This window comes from Catalinimonas locisalis, assembly GCF_038039535.1.
GTDB lineage: Bacteria > Bacteroidota > Bacteroidia > Cytophagales > Cyclobacteriaceae > Catalinimonas.
In genome coordinates, this window is sequence record NZ_JBBPHP010000014.1 from 105,361 (window position 1) to 121,846 (window position 16,486).

Below are 16,486 nucleotides of genomic sequence, written 5' to 3' on the forward strand. Positions count from 1 at the left end.
GGATAATTTACAGTCCTGAAAACCATTTTTTTGCGTTTTCTCGGTATATTTTATCTATTACCTGCTTAGGCAATCTCAGTCCCTTAAACTCGTCTTCAACTTTTGGTACGCTCATGGTCTCATCGCTGGTAAAAAATTTCCAATGCCGAAGACGAATTTCATGTGCTTCCTTTTTCAATGCTTCGGGGCTCATTTCGTCATCAGCTTGTAAATCTGTACCATACAGTATTCTGTCCTGGTATTTGATGAAGAAGTCATGGACTTTTTGCCAGTCGGTAACTGCCTGATATTGAAGGTGAGAAATGCGGGCAGCCATATCTACTGCCATATTGGGATATTGATCCAGTCGCTTTGCCAAGGCATCTACACTCCATTCCAGGCTGCCCAGATGAGCTCCCACAAACTTAAGGTCGGGGTGCTTTTCCAAGAGTTTATCCCGGAAGTTGAGCTGGTCTTCATATGAAGGATATTCCGGGTGTAAATACATATGATACTCCGGATGGGTAGCAAAATAGTTTTTATCACCGGTTACAGTCATTTCTTCAACCGGTAGCCAGCAGTTTTTTGGTTCGCCCAGATGGCCAATTAAAGTGATATTATTTTCTTCCAGGTAATTGAAAATAGCGTCAAAGCGAGCATCATTGATCATGACAAAATCACCATGCTGATCTTTCAACTCCATCCCGATATTTTTCCAGACTTTTACAGCGATGGCTCCATTTGAAAAAGATTGCTTTAAATAATCAAGAGCCGTCTTTTGCCAGTTTTCATCTTCCCAGTTGTTTACTGTGAAGGCAGTAGCATAATGCAAATGATCCGGAAAAGCTTTACTCTGGTGTAACGCATAATGCTGTTGATCTTCCAAAGATGGATAATAAGGAACATCCACATTGATCGTCAGAAGTTTAAAATTATCCTCTGCTGAAGCCTTCACGAAAGATGAGTCAAGAGTCATGACATGCACGTGCACATCGTATTTTTCTATGTTCTGATAGTCATCCATAGAATAATAGGTAGCAGAAGAGTCTTCTTTAGTGGAACAGTTTTGAAGCGTCATGAGGATCAATATACTTAAGACAATAAAAAAATTAAACTTTCTATCTTTTTTCATGAGTTGGATGAGGTTATAGGCTTACCGTTTCCAGTTTCTCTTTGACCAGTGCAGTAACCGCGTGTATGGCTGGAGGAAAAACCTGGCGCAAATCAATTTCATGCGTAATGCTCAAATCTGTTCTCAGATGTGTCATAAATGTGTTTTTAATCTCAGTAGCTAAGTTGACCTTGCAAATTCCTCTTTTGATGGCCTCTTTTAACAGAGGTGATGGAATTCCGGAACTACCATGAAGTACCAGAGCAGCCTGGGTAACCGCATGTATTTTGCTAAGCCTCTCCATGTCAATTTGGGGAGTTTCAGTGTAGAATCCATGTGCATTGCCTATCGCAACCGCCAGAGCATCCACTCCTGTTTGCTGGGCAAAATAACAGGCTTCTTCTGGCTCAGTGAAGCCAACTTTCTCTTTTGACTGTCCCAGTTTGGCTACATATCCTAATTCAGCCTCCACATTAGCATCATACTTTTTAGCTAAAGCAACCACTCGCAGTGTAATAGCAATATTTTCTTCCATTGTCTTTTCACTGGCATCAATCATAACCGAGTCAAAGCCTGCTTTCAGGCACTGGACAATTAATTGATAGGAATCGGAATGATCCAGATGCAGCCAGCCTTTCACTTTGTACTGTTTCAGTGCAGCTCTTGCCATATCTACTGCTACAGGCAAACTTAAATATTCAATGGAACTCTTGGTAAGTTGCAGGATGATAGGACACTTCATTGCGGAAGCGGCTTCTACTACTCCTTTTAAAGTTTCATAGTTATAGAAATTGGTAGCAAGCAGGGAGGTCCCATTAGCTCGCATTTCTTTGAGTTTATCTTGCAGTCTCATGGGTCTGGTATCCGAATTTTTCTTTTGCAATCCTGGTAAACTGGTTACGATCTGCAAATGCTGAAGTACCTCCGGCAGCAGTAGTTGAAATAGCACCAATCAGGTTGGCGTATTCCTGACATGCTTCTATATCTGAATTTTGAATAAACTTATAAATGAAACCGGCATTGAAGCTGTCACCGGCACCGATGGTATCTACTACCTCCCTGTTTAAGAATGGCTCCTGGTATAATATCTTTCCTTTGCTCCAGCAGATTGAACCATTATTTCCTTGTTTGACGACAATGGAATTACTAAATGCTTTAACAGAATCTATTGCTTCCGTCAAATCATTCTTACCAGTTAGATGTAGGAATTCGGTTTCATTAGGAAGAAACACATCTACGAAGGGGAGAATATCTGAAAGCTTTACATCCCATTTTTCCAAAGGGTCCCATTGGGTATCAAATGAAGTACTTAGCCCTAAACTTTTAGCTTGTTTAAAAAGCTGTTGAACTTCCTGCTGAATTCCGGATTGTAAGAAGAAGGATGAAAAGTGTAAATGGTGTGCTTGAGCTAGTTGTTCAGGCTGGATATCTTTTATACTTAAATAGCTCATCGCACCAGGATGCGTAATCATAGCCCTGTCTTCACCAAAATTCAGTACTACAGTTGCACCGGTTTGCAGGGCTTGGTTTTGTTTAATGAGGCTGGTATCTACTCCTTTTGAATTCAGACTTTGCAATACGAACTCGCCAAAATGATCTTTGCCAATTTTTCCTATAAACCCAACTTTACTCCCCAGGCTACTCAGGTTACTGGCAAAAATAGCCGAAGAACTCCCCAGGCTTAGGGTCATTTGTTCAGCCAGTGCTTCTTTCCCTACTTCAGGTAAAGGATTAATTTTATTGAAAATCAGGTCTACGTTAAGTTCTCCGACTACTAGTACATCAAATTTTTTCATATGAAATGAAAATTTTTTGGTTAGGTAAGAAGCATGGAAGAATATTTTTTTACAGCTACCTTTTTATTCACTTTCACAGGTAGAAAAGCACTATGAATTATGCTTCAGGTGGACTTGGGGAATGATAGGGGTAAATCGTAACACCCCGCACCACTCTGGAAATGGCTCCATTCACAGAGGGAGAGTCTGGTTTCAAACCTAAATGAAGTGATTTGTAGAACCCAAGTATCTGAGCAGGCAAAACACTGCAGATTGCGAGAAACTCTTCCTCAATTTTTTTATTTCCTGAAGATAATTCTATCATCAAATCTGGGTTTAAATCCTTCTGAGGAGATTCACTCACCCCAATCTGAAATAAACCTTTTTCTCCCTTATTAATAGCTTTTATTAAGTCAACTTCATAAGGATGAACATATTCACTATTGGAAAACAAGTAAACAAGGAGGGTATGGGGGTTGATTACTGCCTGTGGCCCATGTCGTAATCCTAAAAAAGAATCATAGTTGCAAATAACCTTGCCATCAGTAAGTTCTTGCAATTTCAGTTGTGACTCTCTGGCTGTTCCCAATAATGGACCAGAGCCCAAAAATATTGCTCTTTGAAAATCAAGTGTGGCTACTTTTTGTAAAGAAGAAGCATAGTTAGAAATTATTTTTTCACCATACAAAGCTAGTTGCTCAACTTGGGGCTTTAATGCTTTTAATCGTTCAATTTGGGAAATTAATAAGCCGGAAAGCAACATTGCCGTAAAGCTTCCTGTCATGGCCAAGCCCAGATCATTTGATTCCGGAGGCAATAAAAAAACTAAAGTGTTTTCATCATATTTATTTGTAGCAAGCTGTCCGGAGGGATTGCAGGTAATGATAAGATGATAAACCTTTTTGCAATAGGTATTTACTATATTAACTGCTGCTAAACTTTCAGGGCTGTTCCCGGAACGTGCAAAAGAAATAAGTAAGGTTGGGTGCTCAGGGCGCAGATAATCTTCCGGATGAGATACTAAATCAGTAGTAGCAATAGCATAAGTTGATTTTCCAGTATTTCTCTTAAATGTGCCCTGGAGAATATTGCCTATAAAAGCAGAAGTACCTGCCCCTGCAATAATAATATCCAGGGTTTCATGAGCATATGTGTTTTTAAGAAATTTAGCGAGCTTAACCTGGTGGTGATTTACCAAGTCCCAGGTTTTGCGCCAAAGCTCGGGTTGGTTAGAGATTTCCTGGGCTGTATGCCATGCTCCTCTATATTCAAGTTCAGGATGATCATACCCAAGATATGCCCGCATAACCTCCTGATTATCTTCCAGCTTATAGTTGTTTGTAAAATTCATATTGTTATTTCGTTACGATCTAAATATAAAAACTTAATTATTTGTTTTCAAAACCTTTATAAATTATTTTAAATAAAGCAATTGGCTTATGAAAGCTTTTAAAATTATTCTATTTGTTATTATTAATCTTAAAGTAAGTATGTCAAGTTTTTTTTGAAGCTGAAGGTTTTTCTTACCCTTTTTAATATTATTACACCATTAAAAATTTGGAAGAGCTGTAACAAATTGAAAATCAATGTCTGAGATAGATAAAAAAACGACAGTAGAACGACGGGTAATAATCCTGGATAGGCTAGAGTCAAAAGGTCAAGTAGATGTGAGTACATTAAGTAAAGATTTGGGAGTAAGTGAGGTTACTATTCGCAATGATTTGGCACGTTTGGAGCAGAAGAAAATGTTGATCAGGGCACGTGGAGGGGCTATCAAACTAGATCGGGTAGCGGTAGATTTTGATTTATCAGATAAAAACAAACAGCATTACGAAGAGAAAAAACGAATTGGTGTGGCGGCAGCCAAACTGGTTGAAGAAGGTGATACCATTATTCTAGATTCAGGCACTACTACTATTGAAATCGCAAAAAATTTATCTGCTTCCAGTACTTTGACCGTAATTACTAATGCTCTCAACGTAGCTAGTATCTTAGCAGAACATAAAAATGCAAGTGTGATTATCCCGGGTGGGTTTTTAAGGAAAAATTCATTGTCTTTAGTAGGAGCGACTGCTGAAGAAAGTTACCGTAATTATTTTTGTGATAAGCTTTTCATTGCAGTTGATGGCTTTAGTGCGGCTCATGGCTTATCTACTCCTAATGTAGAGGAGGCACATCTGAACAGAGTAATGATAGAAATTTCCAAAAAAGTTATTGTTGTAGCCGATTCTAGTAAATTTCTGAAAAGGAGTTTTGCTTTTATTGCCCCTATCTCTGATATAGACGTGGTAATTACTGATGCCGGTATTCCTATTGAAGAGCATAAAAAGCTTGAGAATGCTGGCATACAAGTACTGGTCGTATAATTTACGATACTTATTTAGAAAACTTTTGTAGAGTGGATATAAGCATCTCTCTGCATTTTTTTGCTTCTAATTTTTTTCGCAATTCCCCTTACTCAGAAGGTTTATGTTCACATAGTTTAATAGTGCTATTAAAGAGCTTTTAGCGTCTGCATGCACTGACATTAAACATCTATTGCTGTATGTGGTCTTCTCTAGCCATCAAAGCATGTCTCATGGAGGGAGTTCTCTAACCAAAAAAGGTAATTCATAGTTTGGCTAGTAAGTTATAGTTTCATTTGCTTACTATCTTATCTTAATCATTACTATGTGTTATGTAAATCCTTATTTTTTTAATGTTTATTAAGTAAATTCCATGATAAAATTTCAAAACCTTTTTATTTTGGTTTCAAAAAGTTTGAATAATAAAATAATAATTAATAATATTAAAACGAAATGAAGTGAAAGTATATACTACCTTAAACAATTAAATACGCATTCCTAAATATTATATTTATGAGGAACAACTATCAATCAACGATCACATTGTTATTCCTTTTCTTTTCGTTTGGCTTTGTTTCAAACGTATTGGGACAAGCAAATGTGGTTTCGGGTAAAGTAACTTCAGGAGAAGATGATGCACCTTTGCCAGGAGTTAACATTATAGTGAAAGGTACTACTAGGGGGACTGTTACTGATATAGAAGGTAACTACAGCTTTTCGGTACCTGCTCAAGCCACTGTATTAGTTTTTTCTTCTATCGGCTATGAAATAGAGGAAGTAGAAATCGGTGGGCGCAACGAAATAAATGTTAGTTTAATGCCTGATATTCAGTCACTTTCTGAAGTTGTAGTAACTGCTTTTGGGATTGAAAGAGAAAAGAAAGCCTTAGGCTACTCTGCACAGGAAGTAAAAGGGGAAGAGCTAAGCATTGCGCGTGAAACCAATGTGATGAATTCTCTCAAAGGTAAAGTTGCAGGAGTACATGTCAATTCATCTTCAGCCAGTACAGGAGGTTCTAGTTTTGTATCTATCAGAGGAAACAGCTCAATCGGAGGTAATAATCAGCCTTTGTATGTAGTAGATGGGGTACCCATAAATAACGATAACCTAGGTGCAGCAGGCGTTTGGGGTGGTAGAGATTATGGAGATGGTATCCAGAACATCAATCCTGATGATATTGAATCTCTTACAGTTTTAAAAGGTCCTAATGCAGCGGCTCTTTATGGCTCAAGAGGTTCTAATGGGGTTATTCTGATTACTACCAAAAAAGCTACTAAAAAAGGCTTGGGCATTTCCTTCAATTCAAATGCCACCTTTGAAGAGCCTAACGTACTTCCTACTTTTCAAAATTCTTATGCCGGTGGGTATGACGATGATTTCAGTTCCTGGAGTACTACAACTATTGATGGAGAAGAGTATCCTATGTATCCAGGCTGGATGTTAGATCAATGGGGGCCAAAAATGGAAGGTCAACTCGTGGCTATTGAAACGCTGCCTGAATTAGGTTTGGTACCTTTGGTAGGTCAGCCCAAAGATAACATCCGCAATTTCTATAGAACCGGCAAAACTTTTACCAATACGGTAGCTGTATCCTCAAGATCTGAGCAAGTGAATTTCAGGTTATCGCTTTCTAATCTTAACAACCAGAGTATCATCCCTAACAGTTCTTTTGATCGTAATACTGTCAATATGAATGTAGGAGCCAGTATCACTGATAAACTCACAGTGGAAGCAAAGGTAAACTATATCAATCAGGAGGGAAAAAACAGACCTGTAATCGGCCAGTCAAGTAGTGAGTCAATAGCTCCAAGTTTGAATTTGTTGGGCCGACATGTAGACCTTGATTGGATCAAAGACTATAAAACAGAAGATGGCGAATACAGAAACTGGAAAAATAACTCTCCGACCAACCCCTATTGGATACAGAACGAATTCCTTACAGAGGATACAAGAAATAGAATTATCGGTTTTGTGGCAGCTACTTATGATTTTACAGATTGGCTAAGTCTGAAAGCCCGGGTAGGTAATGATTTTTATACCGACGTCCGTTATGAGCGCATCGGACAAGGAACACCAGGAAGTTCAAGAAGAGATGGTGTAGTGTCAAAAAGTATTTATCATGTAAAAGAACTTAACTCTGATGCTATCTTAACAGCACAAAAAGACTTCTCTTCTGACTTCAGTGGATTGCTTTCTGTGGGTGTCAACCATTATACCTATCAGCTGAACAAAGAAGGATATACAGGAAGGAAGCTGGACATTGATGGTTTGTATGAAATTACCAATGCAATTAACATTAATGTTGAGCCTTACTTTTCTCAAAAAGAAACCAATTCAGTATTCTTCTCCGGACAACTGGGTTATAAGAATTACCTCTTCTTGGATATCACAGGCAGAAATGACTGGTCTTCCACGCTTGGTGTAGGTAACTACTCTTTCTTTTATCCTTCAGCCAGCCTGAGTTATGTGTTCACTGATGCTTTTGAGATTGACTCAAGGCTACTCACATTTGGTAAGTTAAGAATGTCTTATGCAGAAGCTGGAAATGATGCCAGTCCTTACCAAACAATTACCGGATATGTAATTTCACAAAATGGTTTTAGAGATCAGCGGTACGCCAGTGTTACAAGTAATGTAAAGAATGCAGACTTAAAAAATGAACTTACATCTTCTTTTGAAGTAGGAGCTGATATTCGTTTGTTTGAAAACAGATTGGGTATTGATTTTACTTATTACAATTCGTCAACTACCAACCAGATTCTTCCTGCTGAAATTTCAGCAACCACTGGCTACAATACTATCCTTGTAAATGCTGGTGAAATTACTAATCAGGGGGTAGAACTACTTTTGACAGGCACTCCGATTTCGCTAGCCAACTCGTTTATGTGGGATGTTTCACTTAACTTCTCCAAAAACAAATCAGAAGTAATTTCTTTGGTAGAAGGTATTGATTCGTACACTTTGATTAGTACAGATAATGCAAGTATTGAGGCCAGACCAGGAGAGTCATATGGAAATATTGTCGGCTTCCCTTATAAAAGAAATGAAGAAGGGCGTTTCATCATCACGTCAAATGGGTCTTATCAGCGTGCTGATGAAAGGGTAGTTTTGGGGAATATTCAACCCGACTGGTTGGCAGGTTTTACCAACACCTTTTCATTCAAAAGATTTAGCCTGAGCACATTGTTTGATGTTCGGAAGGGTGGACAAATCTACTCTTTCAGTAAGTATGATCAAACTGCAAAGGGAACGGGAAAATTCACCGAGGACAGAGAGAATCTAGTGGCTGATGGTGTAGTTGAAAATGAAGATGGCACCTATTCAGAAAACACCAAGGTAGTCACAGGACAGTTGTATTATGCACAAAAAGCCTGGGGTAATATTGGTGAGGAGTTCGTGCTGGATGCAGACTATGTGGCGCTTCGGGAAGCTTCATTGAGTTATAACTTTAAGCCAGCGCTATTATCCAAAACTCCTTTCAGCACGATACAACTCTCTATAGTGGGTAGAAACCTACTTTACTTGTACCGTGATCCTGAAGTGAGGTTGATGGGTATCAATCCGGAAACGGCATTTGCTCCTACAGCTGCTGCCCAAGGTTATGAGTTCGCTTCTACTCCTACTACAAGAAGCCTAGGGTTCAACTTATCGTTTACTTTTTAATACAAAATTACTGAGGGACATGAACTATAAATATATATTAACATATCTGGCATTTGGCACATTTATGGGCATTTTCATCAGTGCCTGTACTGATGACTTTGAGGAGATCAATACTTCTCCAACATTAATTACCGAAGAAAAGGTAAAACCTGACGCTATACTGACTTATGTGTTGAAAAATTCTATTTTTGGTATTCCGGATTTTGGACGGATAGGGGAGTATTCAGGTTTTGTGAGTAACCCGGCTTCTGGTTTTCCCTTGCAAAATATCATTGGCAGCTTTGACGAATACAGAAATGGGATAGTAAATATAGCCGAAGTAATCCGACTGACTGATGATGACCCCACGCTCTCTAATAAGAATGCTATCGCAAAAATATGGAAGGTTTGGCTATATTATCGTTTGACGGATAACTTTGGGCCAGTTCCTTATACTGAAGCTGCCCAAGGTTTTGAAGCGGTGATTACCAGGCCATCATATGATAGCCAGGAGTTTATCTACAATGATCTGCTTAATACGCTCAAGGAAGCAGCTACCCAACTCAGTGATGATGCTTCTTTAAAAAGCTATGGCGATGCCGACATATTGTTTCAAAGCGATGTGGCCTCCTGGCAAAGGTTTGCCAATTCGCTCCGGCTACGTCTGGCCATGCGCATCCGATATGCCGATCCGGCTTTGGCTCAGCAACATATTAATGAGGTAGTAAATGCTCCTCTGATTGAAAGTAATGACCAAAACGCTGACCTAATCTCCGAAGGAGAAGATGCCGCACTAAATGAAAACAGAGGCCCTTTTTATAATTATATAGCCAATAATAATTCCAATTCGTTACATGCTTCTTTAACTGTGAGTGAAAATCTGCTGCAAAGAGATGACCCTAGGCTATCAATTTATTTGAATGAGTCTAACTCTGCAGGGTATCGTTCACGACCTTTCAATATGGTAATTGAAGAGCAAAAACCCAGGTATGATGGAGACAGCATTACATCGGTAGGTGATATGTTTAGAACTTCAGAATATACTTTTAATGTGCTTACAGCTGCAGAAGTAAAGTTCCTCAAGGCAGAAGCTGCTTTAGCAGGTATCACTTCAGATGATCCCGAAATACATTTTCAGGAAGGCATTCAACTCGCTATGGAGCAATATAATGTTGCACAGGAAGAAATTGATGCATATCTGGCAAGCTCAGCAGCGATACTTGAAGGCTCAGAAGAAGAGCAGTTGGAAGAAATTATTGTTCAAAAATATCTGGCCAACTACTATCAGGCACATGAAGCCTGGGCCGAATACAGAAGAACCGGCTATCCTCGTATGTGGATTGGAGAGGGGCCTTCTGATACCGATGGGCAAATCCCCAGGAGACAAAAGTACCCCCTGGATGAATATTCAAAAAATCTAGATAATGTTGAAGAAGCTTCTTCTACATTGTCCAATGGCGATGATCCAATGAGCAAAGTATGGTGGGATGCAAAACCTGGACTTCCATTAGCACATCCAAGACAAGGCCAGTTTCCTCCTGAGATACAATAACACAATAACTTCATTCTTCATAATCCAAAAAATGGAGCTATTCCCAGAGTGTAATAGCTCCATTTCTTCTATTAATATCTACAGCGCCACTGTTATCTGGAAAGCTTGAATTTTTCAGTAGTTAAGCAACTTCTATTCTAATTTTTTAAATACACCAGTATAAGACTCTCCATTTCATAACCGTAGAGCATACGATGGCCGGGTGCAAAAAAAGAGACAAGAAATTATGGTAGTGTCAATGTGTGAGTGATAGATTATAATTGACAATAAACCATTTACTGAACCAGTAGTGGTTTTTATCTAATTTTAAAAATGACAATGTTTTTCTAACAAATATACTGATTCGTTGGCTGAGAGTATTATTTCACCGCTACATATGATTGGTCTGAGCAGTGTCTTTTCCCACCCTGTAATGTTTGCTCGTTTGTATTACCTGGTCATAAGCTTTCCAAAAATCACTATAAGTGATGCTATGACGATAGTTTTGGAGTATGGAATGCCAAAAATGTTGGCCACTTTCAGCCATATAATCCCCTATAAAAATGGCAATTATTTGCCTGGTTCTGCGACATCGCGTCCTATTAAAAAAGCAAGCATTTAGATATAAATATTCTAAGAAAGGACAAAGGTATCCTGCCTAACCATATTGGTGGAAATTTTACACTTGTTGGATCTGCTACCGTGAAAGTTTGCTTTCTGCAAACAAGGTGTTAAAAGCAGCAAATGTAAGCATTTCCTACTTTCACCACCTGCTATTTACCGGGTGGTCAATAAGGAAGACTCCATTACTACAGTTGCAATTTCACATAGGGAGTATCCCTTCTAATGACAGCGAACATTCGGCTGATCAGCTTATTTCTGATGGCATTGATGACGACCATGTGATGCTTACCGATTTCTATGGCAGAAATGATGCTTGTCTTCTGCTTGATGAGGCGTAGTCTAAAAGAGAGTAAAGCTTTAAGCTGCGCAACTGTAGTAACCGGAGGAGTATAAAGGGACAATTCATCAGCAAAACGATAGGCAAAGCGAGCGATCATCTCTGCATCTGCTTTATCAGTTTTACCTCTTTGTATACCCATTGAATGCTTAATGCGATAGGCAGACTCCTGACACAGATCGGCTTCAGCATTAGTGAGAAAACAAACTAATCTATAGCTATAACTACCTGAATCCTCTGTACAAAACAGACAGTCTTGAAGTGAAGCCACATTTACCACCCACTTCAAGAGTTTTGCAAAGCCTTGGTCATTGTTTTTAAACTGCTGATGAGTTAGGGTTCCAGAAGAAGGTTCAAACATGGCAGCATCCAAGGATAATTTGCTTACATCAATACAGACAAATACTGATTTTTTCATAACTTAAAGGTTAGTGATGAAAGAATAAGTTGAACCAACTAGCACCTTTATGAGGCATGTAGGTCTATCGTTCTATAGGGTCAAAGGTTCAACATTTTAGGAAAAGGAGGACTAACACAATGTCAAGGTCTTAAGCCTAAGCAAGCCACGAGTTCTCCTCCTTTTCTCTAAAGTTAAGAATAGGATTATTTTGTAGGATTAAATATAAAGACGCAATCCATAATCAGCTTTTAGGTATATGTAAGAGTACAACTCATCTAACGCAAGGATTTCCTGATCATTTGGTGGCAATAATGTTTCGGGTAAAGCGGGGTTATTCATGGCTTTTTTTAGTTCAGTGTGCTATCTGGGGTTCAATACCTTTGATTACGATAATCTGGGAAGCTACCTACCTCATTTGCTGTTTTTTGCTTTTTTCCAGCAATATCCTCTTTAGGTAAATATTCTTCCATTCACTCCTCCATACCTATATCATCTCGTTTATTCAAATGCTGTTCAAGGGCAAATAGATTTTTTCAAGCTTCAATTATTTTGATTGGTATATCCTCTTGAAATCTCATCAAATCATTTTTGCAATATGTATTTATTGCTGGTACCCAGAGAAGATATGCTTGATTGCCTTTGCTCATAAATTGCTTCCAATCGTTTGTCTATTAGATCATTTGGCAGAGTTTAGTCCTCAGTTAAGTCCAGGTAATGTGTATGTTCCCGATTGTATACTGATTACAAGTTTAAACCCCTTTCCCTGCAAAATCATAGCCTTTGGCTGCAAATTTTTGGCTGGTGAAGATAAGTGTGACTACCTTCTGTCATTGTCTATTATATGCTGCTCCTAATGATTAAAAGTTACTTCGCCATTGCCATCAGAAACTTTCTCAAGCACAGAAGTTTTACCCTCATCAACCTGCTGGGTCTTTCCATTGCACTTGCCTGTGCGATGCTTACTTACCTCTTCATTGAAGAAGAGTTTAGCTTTGATAGCTTTCATACCCATAAGGACAGGATCTTTCGTACTGTTCTGGTAGAAACCAACCAAAGCAGTAATGCTGTAGAATACCAGGTAACCCATCCTTACCCTTTAGGACCTGCAATGAAAGAGGACCTACCGGAAGTAGCGAATTTTGTGAGAGTATCTTTTAGGGTTAACAAGTTTGTGAAAAACAGAGATCTCATCAATGAAGAATCATTCCTCTTTGCTGATTCATCTCTCTTCCAGGTATTCAGCTTTCCTCTCGTTTATGGTAATCCGGAGAAAGCACTAACCCAACCTCATACGGTAGCCATCAGTGAACGAATTGCCAGGCAATACTTTGGTGATACAAATCCTCTGGGACAAACACTAGACATCAGGCTTGACGATACATTTGAAGCCTACGAAGTAACTGCTGTATTCAAAGATATTCCTTCCAACTCCAGCATTCATTCTGACTTTTTCCTTCCAATGCTCAAAGAAACCCTGGGCAAAGACAAAAAATACATCAACGATCCTGAGATGAACCTGTGGTGGGTATCAGCTTACCAGACTTATGTGCTACTGGAGGAAAAGGCAGTAGTAAAGCATATGGATGAAAAACTAGCCACCTTCAGACAACAGTATTTTTCAGATGACAAAGAGGCTTTACTGGATCTTCATGGGGGAGAAGGAAGTAATTTTTCTCGAACCTACCTGCTACAACCTATTACCAGCATTCACCTTAACACCCAAATTAAAACGAAAGGAATCGGTAGCAATCCAATGTACTCCTACATCCTGATGGCTGTGGCTGCCTGTATCTTATTGCTGGCCTCAGTCAACTTTATGTTGCTTTCTATCAGTCGTTCCAACAGCAGGGCCAAAGAAGTGGGGATCAGAAAAGTAGTAGGAGCAAGAAAGGGACAACTGATTTTACAATTTTGGAGCGAAGCGATTCTAACTTACTTTTTAGCACTATTATTAGCCTTTCTTGTAAGTGGATTGATATTGCCCTTATTCAATGCGTTGGCACAAAAATCACTTTCTCTTACACATCTTTTTTCTCTTAAAGGAATACTTGTTTTGATGGGTATCACACTATTCACAGGTAGCCTGGCTGGTGCTTATCCTTCCCTTTTGATGTCAGGCTTAAACGTGCTGTCAGTGTTCAAAAACAAAACAGGTCTGGGAAGAAAAAGAGTGGCTCCCCAAATGATGCTTTCTTTCCAGTTCATGCTGCCTATCGTTTTTCTATCCATCACTTTAGTCATGGTCTTACAGCTTCGTCATATGCGAAAGAAAGACCTGGGTTTTGAACCCGAACAGGTATTGGTGGTAGAGAATAATACCGCTGACCAGAAACAGACTTTTGAGCGTTTCAAACAAGCGGTCAGCTATCAAACAGGCATATTAGATGTTAGTGCTACCGATGCTGCCTTTACCAGGGGAAGCACTGTCTTTTACATGCGCAAAAGTGAGGAAGAGGAGATGCGCATGACGTGGGCCTATCATGTAACGCCTAACTTTTTTGATTTATTGAATATTGCCATCAGTCAGGGCAGAGGATTTGATACTCAGATCGCATCGGACTCCACCGAAGCAGTGGTCGTCAATCAGGCACTGGTAAAGTATTGGGATATAGAAGATCCAATCGGAAAAGAATTAGATGGATATCGCATCATTGGCGTAGTAGAGGACTTTAATTTCCAGTCGCTCAAAGGTGAAATAGAACCACTGATGTTTTCTTTGGCAGGAGAGCGAAATAAGCTGCAACATATTCTAGTAAAACTAAATACTCAGGATATTGGCCATACCCTGGAGAATCTAAGACAGGTGTGGGCATCACTGGATACAGAACTACCGTTTCAGTATAGTATTCTGGATGAGGATATGCAGGCTCTTTATGAAGAAGATGCTCGCTGGATGAAAATTTTACAGTGGATTTCGGTTTTATCAGTACTCATTGCCTGTATGGGTTTAGTAGGGGTGATGGGACTGACCGTAGCAGTGCGTACCAAAGAGATCGGTATCCGCAAAGTATTGGGAGCTTCAGTAAATAATCTGCTTATACTTTTAGGGAAGGATTACATCAGGCTTATCTTAATAGCTTTTGCCATAGGCATACCTGTAGCCAACTACTTCATCAGTGAATGGTTACAAAATTTTGCTTACCGCGTAGAGATCCAGTGGTGGCTCTATGCTGTGCCTGGTATTATGGTATTGGTAATAGCGGGCTTCTCAGTGAGCAGGCTCACCTGGAAAGCTGCCCGTCAGAACCCGGTAGATAGCCTACGGTATGAGTAAGTTCGTATAGGAACTGGTAGCAATCCTGCAAAAAGGTTTGGGGGCTAGAAATGGACCTTTTTAAAGCAGGACAAGACACAAGTTTCTAACTTAAAGATGCATATTTTCTTGCTCTACTACTTCCCAGAAATCATCCACTTTACGTTTTTTTAGAAAAACTTTCACCATCGTTTTAGGTGTAGAAACATGGTTACTATCTTTCAAGCAAGGTGTTCTTAATAGCTCTACCTTGTCAATCCAGCGAGTTTTAATAATTTCTCTTTTCGCCTGATCTAGCTTGAGAGATTTACCTTGGAGTTCCATTACGAAGAGAGGTTCTTCATTTAACTTTTCGGTTAGTACTTCATTGAGTTCATTCAAACTCATAGCAGATTTGGGCATGATGATCACCGAAAGAATTAATGCCAATAAAAAATGATAGATCATAAATTCGTTCTTAATTTATTTAAGAAATAACATGGGTATTAGGATAAAGGAAGAAGTAATTCTCCTAATGAAAAAAAGAGGTCTATAGAATCAAAAAGCAAGTGACAATATACCATACCTATGATACACTGAGAGAAGATAAGTAGTATCATAAGTTTATGATATAATACTGATCCGACCACGCCAAGGCAATTCGTGTATAAATGAAATTTAATATGTAGGTAACGCAAAGTATTGGGGAACGTATTCTCACATGCTAGCATACATATCTACTTGAAGTGAGTAATAGCTGAATATTTAGTTTTCCAGAACAGTATTAGAATTACCTTCATTATTAAGTTCTCCTATTTTGAGTCCAATAGGTAAAGAAGCTGCTATCACAGAGTTCCCTCCTCGCTCATCTTCTAAAACGAATAGAAAAAAATATTCTCCATCTTCTAACTCTTCAGGACGAGTCACTACAAATTTTTTGTTTTGCACAAACATGACTCCCGGAGGAATACTTCCTTTGACTAATTTCGCATCTTTAATAGCTCCATCAGGATCATGAAATTGAGCAATGACATCTCCTACTTTGTAGTGATTGGTAAGTTTGGGATGAGTAAACTTGGGTTGAGCAATACGAATAGAAGCTTCTACATCAGTATAGTTTACAGCTTCTAATAACTTAAATTTTATCTTTTCAATAAAGCTATTCCCATGGCTATCAATGAACTCTACTTTGACTTTATATTTACCCGTTTTGATTTTATTATCTTGCCTGACTGCCATAGTTCCATCGTTAAAGATGGAAATACCTTCCGGCATCTCTCCTTTTAATACTTGAGTAGCCACTATTTTATTCTCTGCTTCTGTACCGCTCACTCCCAGAATCTTTCCCTGATACAAATGATTTACAGGTGTTGAAGACATCACGTGATACTGAAAGTCCTTATTTTCAGCTTGAGCATTTACGAATTGCACGCTTACAATTGATAACAAACTTATTATTAAGCTGCCTACCTTTGAAATTGTTGTGAACATGATAAACTTCAATTTGTGG

At 38.9% G+C, this 16,486-nt stretch carries 11 protein-coding genes; 4 read left to right on the forward strand and 7 right to left on the reverse strand.

The window, feature by feature from the left end:
* Positions 1–7: 7 nt before the first annotated feature.
* The 4 genes from WJR50_RS17830 to WJR50_RS17845 all read right to left on the reverse strand — a co-directional run bounded on the left by WJR50_RS17830 (position 8) and on the right by WJR50_RS17845 (position 4,063).
* Positions 8–1,111 (reverse strand): amidohydrolase family protein, encoded by a 1,104-nt coding sequence (locus WJR50_RS17830; protein ID WP_341294663.1) that lies wholly within the window; start codon positions 1,109–1,111, stop codon positions 8–10.
* Between the two features lie 13 nt (positions 1,112–1,124).
* Complete coding sequence (locus tag WJR50_RS17835) at positions 1,125–1,943, reverse strand: class II fructose-bisphosphate aldolase (RefSeq protein ID WP_341294664.1); 819 nt, start codon at positions 1,941–1,943, stop codon at positions 1,125–1,127.
* Positions 1,927–2,886 carry a carbohydrate kinase family protein gene (locus WJR50_RS17840; protein WP_341294665.1) on the reverse strand — a complete coding sequence of 320 codons (960 nt, stop codon included), beginning with the start codon at positions 2,884–2,886 and terminating at the stop codon, positions 1,927–1,929. The genes WJR50_RS17835 and WJR50_RS17840 overlap by 17 nt, the downstream gene beginning before the upstream one ends.
* A gap of 97 nt (positions 2,887–2,983) precedes the next feature.
* Positions 2,984–4,063, reverse strand: a complete 1,080-nt coding sequence (locus WJR50_RS17845) for an SIS domain-containing protein (protein ID WP_341294666.1) — start codon at positions 4,061–4,063, stop codon at positions 2,984–2,986.
* A 388-nt stretch (positions 4,064–4,451) separates the two neighbouring features.
* On the opposite strand from WJR50_RS17845, the gene agaR reads away from it, so the two are divergent.
* The 3 genes from agaR to WJR50_RS17860 all read left to right on the forward strand — a co-directional run bounded on the left by agaR (position 4,452) and on the right by WJR50_RS17860 (position 10,404).
* On the forward strand, positions 4,452–5,231 hold the full coding sequence (gene agaR, locus WJR50_RS17850) for a transcriptional repressor AgaR (protein ID WP_341294667.1): 780 nt from the start codon (positions 4,452–4,454) through the stop codon (positions 5,229–5,231).
* Between the two features lie 492 nt (positions 5,232–5,723).
* Positions 5,724–8,873, forward strand: coding sequence for a SusC/RagA family TonB-linked outer membrane protein (locus WJR50_RS17855; protein ID WP_341294668.1), 3,150 nt, complete (start codon positions 5,724–5,726; stop codon positions 8,871–8,873).
* Between the two features lie 19 nt (positions 8,874–8,892).
* The gene (locus WJR50_RS17860; RefSeq protein WP_341294669.1) at positions 8,893–10,404 is read left to right on the forward strand and encodes a SusD/RagB family nutrient-binding outer membrane lipoprotein; all 1,512 of its coding nucleotides are present in this window, start codon (positions 8,893–8,895) and stop codon (positions 10,402–10,404) included.
* Between the two features lie 788 nt (positions 10,405–11,192).
* On the opposite strand, the gene WJR50_RS17865 is transcribed toward WJR50_RS17860, so the two are convergent.
* Positions 11,193–11,762, reverse strand: coding sequence for an IS110 family transposase (locus WJR50_RS17865; RefSeq protein ID WP_341294670.1), 570 nt, complete (start codon positions 11,760–11,762; stop codon positions 11,193–11,195).
* A gap of 835 nt (positions 11,763–12,597) precedes the next feature.
* Between WJR50_RS17865 and WJR50_RS17870 the strand changes: the two genes are divergently transcribed.
* Entirely contained in the window at positions 12,598–15,018 is a 2,421-nt protein-coding gene (locus WJR50_RS17870) for an ABC transporter permease (protein WP_341294671.1), read from the forward strand.
* A 90-nt stretch (positions 15,019–15,108) separates the two neighbouring features.
* On the opposite strand, the gene WJR50_RS17875 is transcribed toward WJR50_RS17870, so the two are convergent.
* Together WJR50_RS17875 and WJR50_RS17880 are read right to left on the reverse strand one after the other, a co-directional pair.
* Positions 15,109–15,444, reverse strand: a complete 336-nt coding sequence (locus tag WJR50_RS17875; protein WP_341294672.1) for a hypothetical protein — start codon at positions 15,442–15,444, stop codon at positions 15,109–15,111.
* A 297-nt stretch (positions 15,445–15,741) separates the two neighbouring features.
* Positions 15,742–16,407, reverse strand: a complete 666-nt coding sequence (locus tag WJR50_RS17880) for a hypothetical protein (RefSeq protein WP_341294673.1) — start codon at positions 16,405–16,407, stop codon at positions 15,742–15,744.
* Between the last annotated feature and the right edge of the window lie 79 nt (positions 16,408–16,486).